Annotated in this window: 13 protein-coding genes; 6 read left to right on the top strand and 7 right to left on the bottom strand. The window is 66.6% G+C overall.

Going from position 1 to position 14273, the window contains the following annotated elements; all coding sequences use genetic code 11:
* Nucleotides 1-37 precede the first annotated feature (37 nt).
* From ACYQ2W_RS09945 to gatC, 7 genes are all read right to left on the bottom strand, one after another.
* The gene (locus ACYQ2W_RS09945; protein WP_459865806.1) at nt 38-1681 is read right to left on the bottom strand and encodes an HD-GYP domain-containing protein; all 1644 of its coding nucleotides are present in this window, start codon (nt 1679-1681) and stop codon (nt 38-40) included.
* A gap of 136 nt (nt 1682-1817) precedes the next feature.
* Nucleotides 1818-2411 carry a molybdenum cofactor guanylyltransferase MobA gene (gene mobA, locus ACYQ2W_RS09940; RefSeq protein ID WP_459865804.1) on the bottom strand — a complete coding sequence of 198 codons (594 nt, stop codon included), beginning with the start codon at nt 2409-2411 and terminating at the stop codon, nt 1818-1820.
* Nucleotides 2412-2663: 252 nt separating this feature from the next.
* Nucleotides 2664-4100, bottom strand: coding sequence for an Asp-tRNA(Asn)/Glu-tRNA(Gln) amidotransferase subunit GatB (gatB, locus tag ACYQ2W_RS09935; protein WP_459865802.1), 1437 nt, complete (start codon nt 4098-4100; stop codon nt 2664-2666).
* Nucleotides 4101-4161: 61 nt separating this feature from the next.
* On the bottom strand, nt 4162-4353 hold the full coding sequence (locus ACYQ2W_RS09930) for a type II toxin-antitoxin system HicA family toxin (RefSeq protein ID WP_459865852.1): 192 nt from the start codon (nt 4351-4353) through the stop codon (nt 4162-4164).
* Between the two features lie 22 nt (nt 4354-4375).
* Entirely contained in the window at nt 4376-4627 is a 252-nt protein-coding gene (locus tag ACYQ2W_RS09925) for a type II toxin-antitoxin system HicB family antitoxin (RefSeq protein ID WP_459865800.1), read from the bottom strand.
* Between the two features lie 47 nt (nt 4628-4674).
* Nucleotides 4675-6129, bottom strand: coding sequence for an Asp-tRNA(Asn)/Glu-tRNA(Gln) amidotransferase subunit GatA (gene gatA, locus ACYQ2W_RS09920; protein WP_459865798.1), 1455 nt, complete (start codon nt 6127-6129; stop codon nt 4675-4677).
* A gap of 121 nt (nt 6130-6250) precedes the next feature.
* On the bottom strand, nt 6251-6538 hold the full coding sequence (gatC, locus tag ACYQ2W_RS09915) for an Asp-tRNA(Asn)/Glu-tRNA(Gln) amidotransferase subunit GatC (RefSeq protein WP_459865796.1): 288 nt from the start codon (nt 6536-6538) through the stop codon (nt 6251-6253).
* A 706-nt stretch (nt 6539-7244) separates the two neighbouring features.
* On the opposite strand from gatC, the gene ACYQ2W_RS09910 reads away from it, so the two are divergent.
* The 6 genes from ACYQ2W_RS09910 to ACYQ2W_RS09885 all read left to right on the top strand — a co-directional run bounded on the left by ACYQ2W_RS09910 (nt 7245) and on the right by ACYQ2W_RS09885 (nt 14249).
* On the top strand, nt 7245-8291 hold the full coding sequence (locus ACYQ2W_RS09910; RefSeq protein ID WP_459865794.1) for a rod shape-determining protein: 1047 nt from the start codon (nt 7245-7247) through the stop codon (nt 8289-8291).
* A 114-nt stretch (nt 8292-8405) separates the two neighbouring features.
* Complete coding sequence (gene mreC / locus ACYQ2W_RS09905) at nt 8406-9296, top strand: rod shape-determining protein MreC (RefSeq protein ID WP_459865849.1); 891 nt, start codon at nt 8406-8408, stop codon at nt 9294-9296.
* Nucleotides 9293-9787: a rod shape-determining protein MreD gene (mreD, locus tag ACYQ2W_RS09900; protein WP_459865792.1), complete on the top strand. Its 495-nt coding sequence runs from the start codon at nt 9293-9295 to the stop codon at nt 9785-9787. The genes mreC and mreD overlap by 4 nt, the downstream gene beginning before the upstream one ends.
* Before the next feature lie 111 nt (nt 9788-9898).
* Nucleotides 9899-11740: a penicillin-binding protein 2 gene (mrdA, locus tag ACYQ2W_RS09895; protein ID WP_459865790.1), complete on the top strand. Its 1842-nt coding sequence runs from the start codon at nt 9899-9901 to the stop codon at nt 11738-11740.
* 381 nt (nt 11741-12121) lie between these two features.
* Nucleotides 12122-13255 carry a rod shape-determining protein RodA gene (gene rodA, locus ACYQ2W_RS09890; protein WP_459865788.1) on the top strand — a complete coding sequence of 378 codons (1134 nt, stop codon included), beginning with the start codon at nt 12122-12124 and terminating at the stop codon, nt 13253-13255.
* A 70-nt stretch (nt 13256-13325) separates the two neighbouring features.
* On the top strand, nt 13326-14249 hold the full coding sequence (locus ACYQ2W_RS09885; RefSeq protein ID WP_459865786.1) for a septal ring lytic transglycosylase RlpA family protein: 924 nt from the start codon (nt 13326-13328) through the stop codon (nt 14247-14249).
* Nucleotides 14250-14273: the final 24 nt, after the last annotated feature.

Raw genomic sequence — 14273 nt, 5'->3', positions numbered from 1 at the left:
TGCGTCTCCGCGTTGATCAGCTCACGCCGAAAAGGACTCACGGCTCGTAGCCGGGGATCTTTGCGAGATCCACCGCGTCGGACTGCTCCGGTTCGAGGTACTGGTCGGCGTAGTCCCGGTAGATCCCGGCGCGGATGAAGAGGTCGAAGAGGTCGGGATCGATGTGCCCCTCCTTCTTCATGAAACCCATGATGCGCAGGCTCTCGGAGATGGTCTTGCGCGGCTTGTAGGGGCGGTCGGAGGCGGTCAGCGCCTCGAAGATGTCGGCGATCGCCATCATCCGCGCCTGCGGCGACATCTGCTCGCGGGTCAGCCCCCGCGGGTAGCCCTTGCCGTCCATCCGCTCGTGGTGGCCGCCGGCGAACTCGGGGACGTTCTTCAGGTGCTTGGGGAAGGGCAGCGATTCGAGCATCTTCAGGGTAACCACCACGTGGTTGTTGATGATCTCCCGCTCCTCGGGGGTCAGCGTCCCCTTGGGGATGGTCAGGTTGTAGATCTCGTTCTCGCTCAGCAGGGCAACCGTGCGCCCGTTGTGGCGCCAGCTACGACGACCGATCTCGCGGACCCGCTCGCAATCGTCGTCGCTCATGAACTCGCCGCCGACGTTGGACTTGTGGACGAAGGCGTTCTCCTCATCGAGCAGCGCAAGGGTCTCGCGGTAGTGCTCCTCGAGCGCCGGGATCGCCTCCGGCCGCCCCTCCTCCAGGGCCTGCAACCGCCCCTTCAGCAGCTCGATCTCGGCGTCGCGCCTGAGCACCTCGAATCGCGCGCTGACCTCGTGGACGCGGTCGTGGATCGCCTCCAGCTTGGTCGACTTGTCGACCACGTTGACCGGGGTGACCACCTTGCCACAGTCGTGCAGCCACGCCGCGATCTCCAGCTCGTAGCGCTGTTCGTCGGTCATCTGGAAATCGGCCCACGGCCCGTCGGCGGCGTCGCGGGCGGCATCGGCGAGCATCAGGGTGAGCACCGGCACCCGCCGGCAGTGGGCGCCGGTGTAGGGCGACTTTTCGTCGATCGCCGAGGCGATGATCTGGATGAAGGCCTCGAACAGGGTCTTCAGGTCCTCGATCAGCCGCTTGTTGGTCAGCGCCACCGCCGCCTGGGAGGCGAGCGATTCGGCCAGCGTCTGGTCCTCGATGCTGAAGGCGACCACCTCGCCGCTGTCGCCGTCGATCTTGTTGAGCAGTTGAAGGACGCCGATGATGTCGTCCTGGTGGTTCTTCAGCGGGACGGTGAGGAAACTCTTGGAGCGGTAACCGGTACGCTGGTCGAAGGCGCGGGTGCCGGAAAAGTCGAAGCCCTCCGCCTCGTAGGCATCGGGGATGTTGATGGTGTCGTCATGGAGCACCGCGTGGGCCACCACGGCGTGTTCGTTGGGGTTGCCGTCGGCGTCGTGGAGAGGGATCTGCGGGAAGTTGATCGGCTGGCCGGTGCTGCCGCCCATGGCGATGCCCAGGGAGTCCGTGCGCACGATCTGGAACTCCAGGGTATCTTCGTCGGTAACGGTGTAGAGGGTGCCGCCGTCCGCAGAGGTGAGCGCCTTCGCCTCCAGCAGGATCTTCTCCAGCAGCTGAGCCGAGTCCTTCTCCTTGGAGAGCGCCAGACCGATGGAGGTCAGCTTGTCGAGCCGGTCGATCAGCTCGGCATGGGTCATGGTCGGCCGGTTGTTTTGCATCATACCCGCAGGTCTCTATCTACCCCGATGAGAACGGGACCGAACCACGGCCCCCAACAAGGCCGCCACCGCCAACGGCGAGGCGCCCTTCCCAATTGTAGCCCCCCCGCCGTAGCACTACCCATGGCCCCGCCAGCCACTATCTACCGCATAGGTTAGATAGCGCATTAAGGCTATTCAAATTGCGAAATCCCCCAATCTCGTCGCGGCAATCGACGAAAATCGTACGCCGCGTGGCGAAGCAGCGCCCCAACCCGCGATTTCCGCTCTCCAGACAGGCCGCGAGCCACGGCCGAATGGCGCTACGCAGCAGGGCGAAGGCGTATTGCCGACGCTCACCGTCATCGGGCAACGCGACCTCCCGCTCGCCGAGGGCCGAGGCCAGGCGCGCCACCAAGTTTTCCGGCAGACACGGCGCATCGCACGGGACGACCATGGCGAAAGGGCTCGTCACCGAGCCGAGGGCGGCGACCACCCCGGCCAGGGGACCGAGACAGTGGTCCGCCTCATCGGCCACCACCGGCCAGCCGTAGCCGCCGTACTGCTCGAGGTTGCGATTGGCGCTGATCACCACCCGCCCCACCTGGGGGGTCAGCCGCGCCAGCACCACCTCCACCAGGGGACGGCCGTGGAACGGCAACAGCCCCTTGTCGGCCCCCCCAACCCGCCGCCCTTCACCTCCGGCGAGGAGGATGCCGGTGATCTCCTGGCGAGCGATCGGGGGTACGGCCAACGGCTGATTCATCCGGGCATTATGCCCTAGGAGCCTGTCGGACTATGGATGAATCGGCCGCGAAAGCGGGATGACGACCCCACTTTTCCGAAAAACCTCGTCAAATAGCTCGCTATTCTCCTCGGATTTTCGAAAAATTGGGGCCGCCCTCCCACTCCCGCAGCTCGATCCCCCATAGTCCGACAGGCTCCTAGAACGCGGAAAGGGCGCCGCAGCGCCCTTTTTCAGCCGCTCCCCCGAGGGGGGGGGAACTCAGCCGGCGAGCTTCTTCTTCAGCAGCTCGTTGACCTGCTGCGGATTGGCCTTGCCCTTGGTCGCCTTCATCGCCTGGCCGACGAAGAAGCCGAACACCTTGTCCTTGCCGGAGCGGTACTGCTCCACCTGGGCCTGGTTGTTACCGATGATCTCGTCGATGATCGCCTCGATCGCGCCGCTGTCGGTGATCTGCTTGAGCCCCTTCTTCTCGATGATCTCGTCGGCGCTCGCCCCCTCGCCGTTCCACAGCGCCTCGAACACCTCCTTGGCGATCTTGCCGGAGATGGTGTTGTCGGTGATCCGCACCAGCATGCCGCCGAGCTGCTCGGGCGACACCGGGCTCTCGCCGATCTCCTTGCCCTCCTTGTTGAGGAAACCGGAGAGGTCGCCCATCACCCAGTTGGCGGAGAGCTTGCCCTCGCCACCGGCGGCCGCCACCACCCCCTCGAAATAGGTGGCCAGATCCCGCGAGGCGGTGAGCACCGAGGCGTCGTAGAGGCTCAATCCGAACTGCTCCATGAAGCGGTGCTTCTTCTCGTCGGGCAGCTCCGGGAGCTGGCCGCGCAGCTCCTCGATCAGCGCCTCGTCGAGCACCACCGGCAGCAGGTCGGGGTCGGGGAAATAGCGGTAGTCGTTGGCCTCCTCCTTGGAGCGCATGGAGCGGGTCTCGTTCTTCGTCGCATCGAAGAGACGCGTCTCCTGCACCACCGTGCCGCCGCCCTCGATGAGATCGATCTGGCGCTCGATCTCGAAGTCGATGGCGCGCTCCAGGAAGCGGAAGGAGTTGACGTTCTTGATCTCCGCGCGGGTGCCGAAGGGGGCGCCGGGGCGGCGCACCGAGACGTTGGCGTCACAGCGGAAGGAGCCTTCCTGCATGTTGCCGTCGCAGATCTCCAGGTAACGCACCAGGGTGTGGATCTTCTTTGCATAGGCCACCGCCTCCTTGGCCAAGCGCAGGTCGGGCTCGGAGACGATCTCCAGCAGCGGCGTGCCGGCGCGGTTGAGGTCGATCCCGGACATGCCGTGGAAGTCCTCGTGCAGCGACTTGCCGGCGTCCTCCTCCAGGTGGGCGCGGGTCACCCCGATATTCCTGGTGGTGCCGTCCTCCAGCTCGATCTCCACCTCGCCCTTGCCGACGATAGGCAGCTCGAACTGGGAGATCTGATAGCCCTTGGGGAGGTCGGGGTAGAAGTAGTTCTTGCGCGCGAAGACCGAACGCCGGCCCAGCTCGGCGCGGGTCGCCAGACCGAACTTCACCGCACAGCGCACCGCCCCCTCGTTGAGCACCGGCAGCACCCCGGGCAGGCCGAGGTCGACGTTGCACGCCTGGGTGTTGGGCGCCGCGCCGAAGGCGGTGGAGGCGCCGGAGAAGATCTTGCTCTTGGTGGCGAGCTGGGCGTGGATCTCCAGCCCGATTACCGCTTCCCATTCCATATCGTCTAAAACCTCGTATTCAACGCGAAGGCGCAAAGCGCGCAAAGAACGCAAAGGATGTCTATTTGGCCGCCAACCACTGGTCGCGATCGATGCCTGCCTGACGGAGAATTCGCGCCAGGAGCGCGGGACCAACCTCTTCACGATGGCTGTTGGGGATCGTCAACACCAATCCACCTTTGACCATGTAGGGATGCTTGCCACCGTAGAAAGGGCCATCGAATCCAAAAGCACGAAGCCGCCGAACCAACACCCACCAACTGACCGGCGTGAGCTTAGGCAAACCGCGGCGCTTCCGGCAGGGTGATCACAGCCCCATTGATCTCCGGCAACGCAAGCCCCCGCGAGATGCGGATCAACACCCAACCATCGATCACATCGGCCAAATGGGTACGACACTCCTCCAAGCTGTGACCACTGGCCCAAACACCGCTCAGACCCGGCACCTCGCCGTAAAAGGGCTCCTCATCCTCGATCATTTCGTAATGCGCGCTGGCGAGCGCGGCGTCAACGTACTCCCGAATCATCGCTGCACCCTCTACTGTCGATAAGCCACCCCAATTAAAGCCTCATTTCAGGAAAACGCCCGGGGCGTTTTCCTGTGCCAGTCGGTGGCACGCTGGAAGGCATCCGCCGCGTTGAGCAGGCGCCCCTCGTCGAAGTGGTTGCCGATCAGCTGGAGGCCCACCGGCAGCCCGCCGCTGAAGCCGGCGGGGATCGACATGCCGGGCAGACCCGCCAGGTTGACCGCGATGGTGTAGATATCGGAGAGGTACATGCTCACCGGGTCCTCGCTCTTCTCGCCGATCCTGAAGGCGACCGACGGCGAGGTGGGCCCCATGATCACGTCCACCTGCTCGAAGGCGCGGGTGAAATCGTCGCGGATCAGCCGGCGTAGCTGCTGCGCCTTCAGGTAGTAGGCGTCGTAGTAGCCGGCGGAGAGGGCGTAGGTGCCAACCATGATGCGGCGCTGCACCTCGGCGCCGAAGCCCTCGGCGCGGGAGCGCTTGTAGAGGTCCTCCAAGTCCTTCGGCGCGTCGCAGCGGTGACCGAAGCGGACGCCGTCGAACCGCGACAGGTTGGAGGAGCACTCGGCGGGGGCGACCACGTAGTAGGTGGGGATCGCCAGGTGGGTGTTGGGCAGGCTCACCTCGACCACCTCGGCGCCGAGCTTGCGGTACTCGTCGATGGCCGCCTCGGTCACCTTGGCCACCTCGGGGTCGAGCCCCTCGCCGAAGTACTCCTTGGGCAGGCCGATCTTCAGTCCCTTCACGTCACCGCTGAGGGCCGCGGTGTAGTCCGGCACCGGCTGGTCGACGCTGGTGGAGTCGCGGGGATCGAAGCCGGCCATGGCCCCGAGCATCAGCGCGCAGTCCTCGGCACTGGGGGCGAACACCCCGCCCTGGTCGAGGGAGGAGGCGAAGGCGATCATGCCATAGCGCGAGACCCGGCCGTAGGTGGGCTTGATGCCGGTGATGCCGCAGAGCGCCGCGGGCTGGCGGATCGACCCGCCGGTGTCGGTGCCGGTCGCGGCGGGCGCCAGGCGGGCGGCCACCGCGGCGGCGGAGCCGCCGGAGGAGCCGCCGGGAACGGCGGCGGTGTCCCACGGGTTCTTCACCGGGCCGTAGAAGCTGGTCTCGTTGGAGGAGCCCATGGCGAACTCGTCCATGTTGGTCTTGCCCAGCATCACCGTGCCCGCCGCCTTCAGCTTGGTCACCACCGTGGCATCGTAGGGGGCGATGAAGTTGTCGAGCATCTTCGAGGCGCAGGAGGTCTTCACCCCGTCGGTGCAGAAGATGTCCTTGTGGGCGATCGGCACGCCGGTGAGCGGGCCGGCGTCGCCCGACTTGATCGCGGCATCGGCGGCGCGGGCCGCTTCCAGGGCCGACTCCTCGGTCACCGTGATGAAGGCGTTGAGCGCCGGATCGTGGGCCTGGATCCGCTCCAGGTAGTGGCGGGTCAGCTCCTCGCTGGAGAACTCGCCCGCCTTCAGCCCGGCGGCCAATTCGGCAATGGTCTTGTCGTGCATATCGCTTTACTTGAGATAAAAGAGAAAAGATAAAAGGGGAAAGCCAGAGCACCGGCAGGGGCCGGAGACGAAAGATGAAGCCCTCTTGCTTGTATCTTTCATCTTTAATCTTTCCTCTTGTTTATTCGATGACCTTGGGCACCAGGTAGAGGCCGGCCTCGGTCTGCGGGGCGATGGCCTGGAACTTGTCGCGCTGATCGCTCTCGCTCACCGCGTCGGGGCGCAGCCGCTGGACCGCGTCGAGGGGGTGGGCCATGGGCTCCACGCCGCTGGTATCGACGGCGTTCATCTGCTCCACCAGATGGAGGATGTTGGAGAGCTCGCCGGCGTATTTCGGCACGTCTTCCTCGCGCAGGGCGAGCCGGGCCAGATGGGCGATCTTCGCCACGTCTTCCGGTTGCAGGGACATCGTTTTCTCCGTGCGGAAGGGGTCCACGACCCCGCCTGGGGGGCCGACAACAAACGCGCTAACTTACCATACCGCCCCTGAGCGCGGAACCTCGCTCCCGACCCCGCGTCAACCACGAAGGGTTTCCCCGGCTGGGCCTCGGAACCAACTGCCGCCGAACCGATCCAACACGCCAACGCTCCGTTGGAAAGGCCGCTTTTCGACACGAAGAGCGGAAGGGTTTGAGTCCCCACCGCCGCCGACTGTAGGAGCGGCCCTTAGGCCGCGATGGGTGCTGGGTTCGGGGTGCGGCGCATGAAACCGACATACGGGAGAAGCGGAAACGGCGTCATCGCGGCCTCGGGGCCGCTCCTACGGGCAGGGCCAGGGACCAACGACTCGCCCCCTTGTCCACAGCGCCTGCCGACGGGTACGTATCCTAAATCCTCGGCACGCCCTACCCGACAATCTGAGACATTGCCCCCCTTCGTGTTCTTCGTTCCTCTTCCTTCGCGCCCTTCGTGTTGGAAAAACGCCAAACGGAACCACCAGCGCCAACGCTCCTCTCCCCCCTGCCGGACACCGAGGCCAAAACACACAACATCTTCGTGGTTAAACCCCCACCAAACCCCAGATTAAGTAGTTCTACCGGCCGGTTTCCGCTTGCCCGGCGGGGGGCGCGGTTGATACAGTACGCGACTTTATTAAGGAATATCGATATACCGCCATGTTCAAGTCCCTTCGCGGTCTCTTCTCCAACGACCTCTCCATCGATCTGGGTACCGCCAACACCCTGATCTACGTGCGTGGAAAGGGCATCGTGCTCAACGAACCGTCGGTGGTGGCGATCCGGCAGGATCGCGGGCCCGGCGGACCGAAGGCGATCGCCGCGGTAGGCACGGAGGCCAAACTGATGCTGGGTCGTACCCCCGGCAACATCGTCGCCATCCGCCCGCTGAAGGACGGCGTCATCGCCGACTTCACGGTGACCGAGAAGATGCTCCAGCACTTCATCCACAAGGTGCATGAGAGCCGCTTCTTCCGCCCCAGCCCGCGCGTGCTGGTCTGCGTCCCCTGCGGCTCGACCCAGGTGGAGAAGCGCGCCATCCGCGAGTCGGCGGCCGGCGCCGGCGCCCGTGAGGTGTTCCTCATCGAGGAGCCGATGGCCGCGGCCATCGGCGCAGGACTCCCGGTGGACGAGGCACGCGGTTCGATGGTGCTCGACATCGGCGGCGGCACCTCCGAGGTGGCGGTGATCTCGTTGAACGGCATCGTCTATTCGGCGTCCGTGCGCATCGGTGGCGATCGCTTCGACGACGCCATCATCAACTACGTGCGGCGCAACTACGGCACCCTGATCGGCGAGGCCACCGCGGAGAAGATCAAGCAGCAGATCGGCACCGCCTACCCCGGCACCGAGGTGACCGAGATCGAGGTGAAGGGGCGCAACCTCTCCGAGGGCATCCCGCGCAGCTTCACACTCAACTCCAACGAGATCCTGGAGGCGCTGCAGGAGCCGCTCTCCGGCATCGTCGGCGCGGTCAAGACCGCCCTGGAGCAGACCCCGCCGGAGCTCGGGGCGGACGTCGCCGAACGCGGCATCGTGCTCACCGGCGGCGGCGCCCTGCTGCGCGAGCTGGACCGGCTGCTGATGGAGGAGACCGGGCTGCCGGTACTGGTCGCCGAGGACCCGCTCACCTGCGTCGCCCGTGGTGGTGGCCGCGCCCTGGAGCTGATGGATCAGCACGGCGGCGACGTGTTCATCCACGAATGATTTTTTCTGGTGAAAAAATCATCATTTGAAAGATGATGAGTGCAAATAACCGCGTGAACGCGGTTATTTGCGTTATGAGGCGACGGTTTTTCACCACCTGGGAAGGGCGGGGCGATCAAACAGCTGTTTCTTCAAGGGCCTTCGCTGATCCTGCGCCTGCTGGGGTTTTCGCTCGCCTCGATCATCCTGATGACCGTCGACCACCGTCTCCACTACCTGGAAGAGGTGCGCGCGGCACTCTCCGCGGTGGTCTACCCGATCCGCTACGTGGTCGACCTGCCGGTCACCGCCGGCGGCTGGCTCGCCCAGCACCTGGCCCTGCGCCAGCACCTGCTGGAGGAGAACAGCGCACTCCACGCCGAGCACCTGCAACTCGACGTCCGGCTGCAGAAGATGGCCGCCCTGGAGGCGGAGAACGAGCGGCTGCGCAAGCTGCTCGACTCCTCGCCAAAGGCCGGCGAGCGGGTGCTCATCGCCGAGCTGCTGGCGGTGGAGCTGGACCCCTACAAGCAGCAGATCGTGGTCAACAAGGGGCGCCTCCACGAAGTCTACGTCGGCCAGCCGCTGGTCGACGCCGACGGCATCATGGGCCAGGTGATCCACGTCGGCCCGCTCACCGCCACCGCCATGCTGATCACCGACTCGGGCCACGCCACCCCGGTACAGGTCAACCGCACCGGCCTGCGCACCATCGCCGTCGGCACCGGCGAGGCGGATCGCCTGGAACTCCCCTATCTGCCCAACAGCGCCGACCTGGAGGCGGGGGATCTGCTGGTCACCTCCGGCCTCGGCGGCCGCCTCCCCCCCGGCTACCCGGTAGCGATCGTCTCGCACATCGTCCACAACCCCGGCCAGCCCTTCGTCGAGGTGCGCGCCACCCCCACCGCCCACCTCGACCGCGCTCGCGAGGTACTGCTGGTGTGGCGCAACGACGAGCCCATCGAACAGGAGGGTACCCCGGCGGCGAAAGCCGAAGCGCCGAAGGCCGAGGGCGACCAGCCGTGAACGCCGGTCCGCTCTCTCCCAACTGCCTGCCGGTGGTCGCCGCGAGCCTCATCGTCGCACTGATCCTCACCATCGTGCCGCTGCCGGAGGCGGTGGACCCGTTCCGCCCGGAGTGGGCCACCCTGGTGCTGATCTACTGGTGCCTGGCGCTGCCCACCCGGGTGGGTCTCGGCACCGCGTGGATGGTGGGCATCATGCTCGACGTGCTGAAGGGGACGCTGCTCGGCCAGCACGCCCTGGGGATGACCATGGTCGCCTTCATCGTCCTCAAGCTGCACCTGCGCATCCGCGTCCACCCGCTGTGGCAGCAGGCGATCAGCGTCGGCCTGCTGCTGGCGCTGAACCAGCTGCTGGTGCTGTGGATCCACGGCATGATGGGGCGGCCGATCACCGACTGGCTGCACTGGGCGCCGACCGCCAGCGGCGCCCTGCTCTGGCCCCTGGTATTCGTCGCCCTGCGCAGGCTGCGCAGGCGCTTCCACCTCTCCTAACGCCCGAGGGCGTAGTGTTTGGTGTTGAACGTTTAGTGGTTAGCGTGCGAGCGCGCTTCGCGCGCCTTCACTAAACACTCAACACGGAACACTCAACACTGCGAAGCAAAGTTGCGTCACCTAACGATCAAGGACCACCTCTTCGAGAGCCAGCTCTTCCTCGGCCGCACCGTGGCCGCGGTGGCGCTGGTGGTGGTGATGATCGCGGTCCTCGTCTCACGGCTGATCTACCTGCAGATCATCAGCCACGAGCACTACATCACCCGCTCCGAGGACAACCGGGTGAAGGTGGTGCCGCTACCCCCCACCCGCGGCCTGATCTACGATCGCAACGGCGTGCTGCTCGCCGAGAACCTCCCCGCCTACTCCCTGGAGGTGATCCCGGAGCAGGCCGGCGACATCGAGGAGACCATCGCCAAACTGCGCAAGGTGGTGGAGATCCGCGACGCGGACCTGGAGCGCTTCCGCAAGCAGTTCCACCAGAAGCGCCGTTTCGAGGGGATCCCGCTACGCTTCCGCCTCTCCGACGAAGAGGTGGCCCGCTTCGCCATCAACCGCCACCGTTTCCCCGGGGTCGACATCGTCGCCCGCCTCGCCCGCCACTACCCGCTGGGCGAGACCCTGGTCCACGCCGTCGGCTACGTCGGCCGGATCAGCGAACGGGACCTCGCCGGTCTCGACGAGCGCGCCTACTCCGGCACCACCCACATCGGCAAGATCGGCGTGGAGAAGTCCTACGAGAAGGCGCTCCACGGCGAGGTGGCGTTCCAGCCGGTGGAGATCAACGCCCAGGGACGCACCCTTCGCGCCCTGGAGCGCGCCGCCCCGGTCCCCGGCGACGACCTCTACCTGACCGTCGACGCCTCGCTGCAGAAGGCCGCCGCCGACGCCCTCGGCGACTACCGCGGCTCGATCGTGGCGATCGACCCCAACAACGGCGACGTGTTGGCCTTCGTCTCCAACCCCGGCTACGACCCCAATCTGTTCGTCAACGGCATCGAGCCCCGCGCCTACAACGTGCTGCGCAAGTCGAAGTCGCGACCGCTGTTCAACCGCGCGCTGCGCGGCCAATACCCGCCGGGCTCCACGCTGAAGCCCTTCGTCGGCCTCGCCGGCCTGGAGTACGGGGTACTGACCGCCAGCCACAAGGTGTTCTGCCCCGGCTACTTCTCGCTGCCCGGCGACGAGCGCAGATACCGCGACTGGAAGCGCAGCGGCCACGGCCCGGTGGACCTGGAGATGGCGCTCGCCCAGAGCTGCGACGTCTACTTCTACGAACTGGCGCTGCACCTCGGTATCGAGCGCATCCACAGCTACCTCGCCCAGTTCGGCTTCGGCGAGCGCAGCGGCATCGACATCGGTGGAGAGACCACCGGACTGCTGCCCTCGAAGGAGTGGAAAAGGCGCGCCCGCAAGCTCCCCTGGTTCCCCGGCGAGACCCTGATCACCGGCATCGGCCAGGGCTTCACCCTCACCTCGCCGCTGCAGCTGGCCGCCGCCACCGGCGTGCTCGGCACCTACGGCAAGCGCTTCCAGCCGCGCATCGTGCGCGCCCTGCGCCACGCCGGCCAGGGCGCGCCGCAGTCCCTCCAGCCAAAGGAGCTGGCGCCGGTGCCGATCAGCGACCGTGAACACTGGGACGACGTGATCTCCGGCATGGTCCACGTCGTCCACGGCCCCCGCGGCACCGCCCGGCGGGTGGGCGCCGGGGCCAAGTACCGCTTCGCCGGCAAGACCGGCACCGCCCAGGTGTTCGGTCTCGGCGAGGAGGAGGAGTACGAGGCGGACAAGATCGCCGCCCACCTGCGCGACCACTCGCTGTTCATCGCCTTCGGCCCGGTGGAAACGCCGCGCATCGCGGTGGCGGTGATCGCCGAAAACGGCGGCTCCGGCTCCCACGTCGCCGCGCCGATCGCCCGCAAGGTCCTCGACCACTATCTGGTGAAGGAGTGAATTCGACTTGCCGCGCAAGGGAGAAACGACCTCTCGGCACAGCGCACCATTTTCGTTCCCACGCTCTGCGTGGGAACGTCTTCCTCGACGCTCCGCGTCGTGCCCGACGCGGGCACCGCGTTTTCGATATCCTGCCTACGGCAGGACGCGGAGCGTCCAAGGTCGCCGGTTACGACGCAGAGCGTCGTAACCAGGGGGTATCCCTTTCGCATGGAACCGCTACCGAATGCTTTCCTCCAACACAGAGAACACGGAGAAAGGGGCACAGAGAACACAGAGAAAAACGACGTAGCGGGCGTGAGGATTTCCTGATCTCCGTGTCCTCCGCGCCTTCCCCTCCGCGCCCTCTGTGTTGAAACCACATCCTCATACGAAACCACCATGCGACAATCGTCCCTCAACCACACCTCGGCCGAGGCGAGCGAAGGGCTCTCCGGGCTGCTGCGCGGCTTCCACATCGACGGCCCGCTGCTGCTCGGCCTGCTCACCCTCTCCTGCGTCGGGCTGGTGGTGCTCTACAGCGCCTCCAACGAGAACCTCGACCTGGTGATCCGTCAGGTGATCCGCCTCGGCGTCGGCTACACGGTGATGATCCTGGTCGCCCAGATCCCGCCGGCGCTGCTGCGCACCTGGACCCCGTGGATCTTCGGCGTCGGCGTCGCCCTGCTGGTGGCGGTGCTGGTATTCGGCCAGATCGGCAAGGGGGCGCAGCGCTGGCTCGACCTCGGCGTGGTGCGCTTCCAGCCCTCGGAGGTACTCAAGCTGGCGGTACCGATGATGGTCGCCTGGTACCTCTCCGACAAGCCGCTGCCACCGGAACGGATGCGGCTGGCGATCGCCTGTCTGATCCTGCTGGTGCCGACGCTGCTGATCGCCAAGCAGCCCGACCTGGGCACCGCGCTGCTGGTCGGCGCCGCCGGCGCCTTCGTGCTGTTCATGGCCGGCCTGCGGCCGCGCATCATCTACACCCTCGGCGCGCTGGGCGCCGCTTGCATGCCGCTGCTGTGGTACGCGATGCACGAATACCAGCGCCAGCGGGTGCGCACCTTCCTCAACCCGGAGAACGACCCCCTGGGGGCCGGCTACCACATCATCCAGTCCAAGATCGCCATCGGCTCCGGCGGCCTCTACGGCAAGGGTTGGCTCAACGGCACCCAGTCGCAGCTCGACTTCATCCCCGAGCGCTCCACCGACTTCATCTTCGCGGTGTTCGCCGAGGAGTTCGGCCTGATCGGCATCCTGCTGCTGCTGGTGCTCTACTTCTTCATCGTGGTGCGCGGCATGTACATTGCCACCCAGGGCCAGGACACCTTCACCCGGCTGCTCGCCGGCGCGCTCAGCCTCACCTTCTTCATCTACATGTTCGTCAACATCGGCATGGTCACCGGGCTGCTGCCGGTGGTCGGCGTGCCGCTCCCGCTGGTCTCCTACGGCGGCACCTCCATGGTGACCCTGATGGCCGGATTCGGTATGCTGATGTCGATCCACACCCACCGCCGCCTGCTGGCGTTCTGATCCCGCATTGCCCGACCACCCGATACAACTTCAGCCCCCCGCCCGCCCGCCCGGCGGTAGGAGCCGCCCCATGGGATGCCCGCTGCGACCGCTCGCCGCCGCCGCCCTGGCCACCGCCTTGGCCCTCACCCTCGCCGCCTGCGGCACCACCAGTCGCGTCGGCGACCTGTTCGAGGAGGAGGACGGCGCCCCCGACCGCCACATCGACGTCGCCTCGATCCACGACGCGGTGCCGCGGATCGAACCCCGCGCCCGCTACGGCAACCCCGAATCCTATGAGGTCTACGGCAAGCGCTACTATGTCCGCAAGAGCGCCAAGGGCTACAAGGAGCGGGGCATCGCCTCCTGGTACGGCACCAAGTTCCACGGCCGCAAGACCTCCAGCGGCGAGCCCTATGACCTCTACCAGATGACCGCCGCCCACAAGACCCTGCCATTGCCCACCTATGCCCGGGTCACCCACCTGAAGAACGGGCGCAGCGTCATCGTCAAGATCAACGACCGCGGCCCGTTCCATGACAACCGCCTGATCGACCTCTCCTACGCCGCCGCGGTGAAACTCGGGATCAAGGCCACCGGCACCGGCTTCGTCGAGGTGGAGGCGATCGACCCCGCCACCTGGGGCCGCCCCTCGCTTGCGGCCACGCCGCCCTCCGCACCGGCCGCGCCGGTGTACACCGCCACCGCGGCCGGCGCCGCGGCGGAGGCCGCCTCGCGGGCCGAGGCCGCCCCCCCCCAGGCGGCCGCAGCCGCCGTACCGGCCCGTTTCTACCTCCAGCTGGGCGCCTTCTCCAGCCGCGGCAATGCCCAACGGCTGGCCGACCGGCTCCGCGCCGGCGGCCTCGGCAGTCCCGAGATCAGCGAGTTGCGCACCGCCGAGGGTGCCCTCTACCGGGTCCGCATCGGCCCCCTCCACGACCCCGAGGAGGCCGACCGCCTGGCCACTCGGGCCAGCCAGCTCGGCGTCGTCGGCCCCCGGGTGGTCTCCGACTGACGTCGATTCGGCGCGACGGGCCGG

It is taken from the genome of Endothiovibrio diazotrophicus (genome assembly GCF_054657215.1).
Note: the sequence above shows the minus strand (reverse complement) of the source record. Positions and strands in the feature narration are given on the sequence as shown.

Excerpts from the sequence above, each read along its gene's own strand:
- ACYQ2W_RS09945 (WP_459865806.1), bottom strand. The coding sequence starts at position 1,681 with ATGATGCAAAACAACCGGCCGACCATGACCCATGCCGAGCTGATCGAC.
- gatB (WP_459865802.1), bottom strand. The coding sequence starts at position 4,100 with ATGGAATGGGAAGCGGTAATCGGGCTGGAGATCCACGCCCAGCTCGCC.
- ACYQ2W_RS09925 (WP_459865800.1), bottom strand. The coding sequence starts at position 4,627 with ATGATTCGGGAGTACGTTGACGCCGCGCTCGCCAGCGCGCATTACGAA.
- gatA (WP_459865798.1), bottom strand. The coding sequence starts at position 6,129 with ATGCACGACAAGACCATTGCCGAATTGGCCGCCGGGCTGAAGGCGGGC.
- gatC (WP_459865796.1), bottom strand. The coding sequence starts at position 6,538 with ATGTCCCTGCAACCGGAAGACGTGGCGAAGATCGCCCATCTGGCCCGG.
- ACYQ2W_RS09910 (WP_459865794.1), top strand. The coding sequence starts at position 7,245 with ATGTTCAAGTCCCTTCGCGGTCTCTTCTCCAACGACCTCTCCATCGAT.
- rodA (WP_459865788.1), top strand. The coding sequence starts at position 12,122 with ATGCGACAATCGTCCCTCAACCACACCTCGGCCGAGGCGAGCGAAGGG.
- ACYQ2W_RS09885 (WP_459865786.1), top strand. The coding sequence starts at position 13,326 with ATGGGATGCCCGCTGCGACCGCTCGCCGCCGCCGCCCTGGCCACCGCC.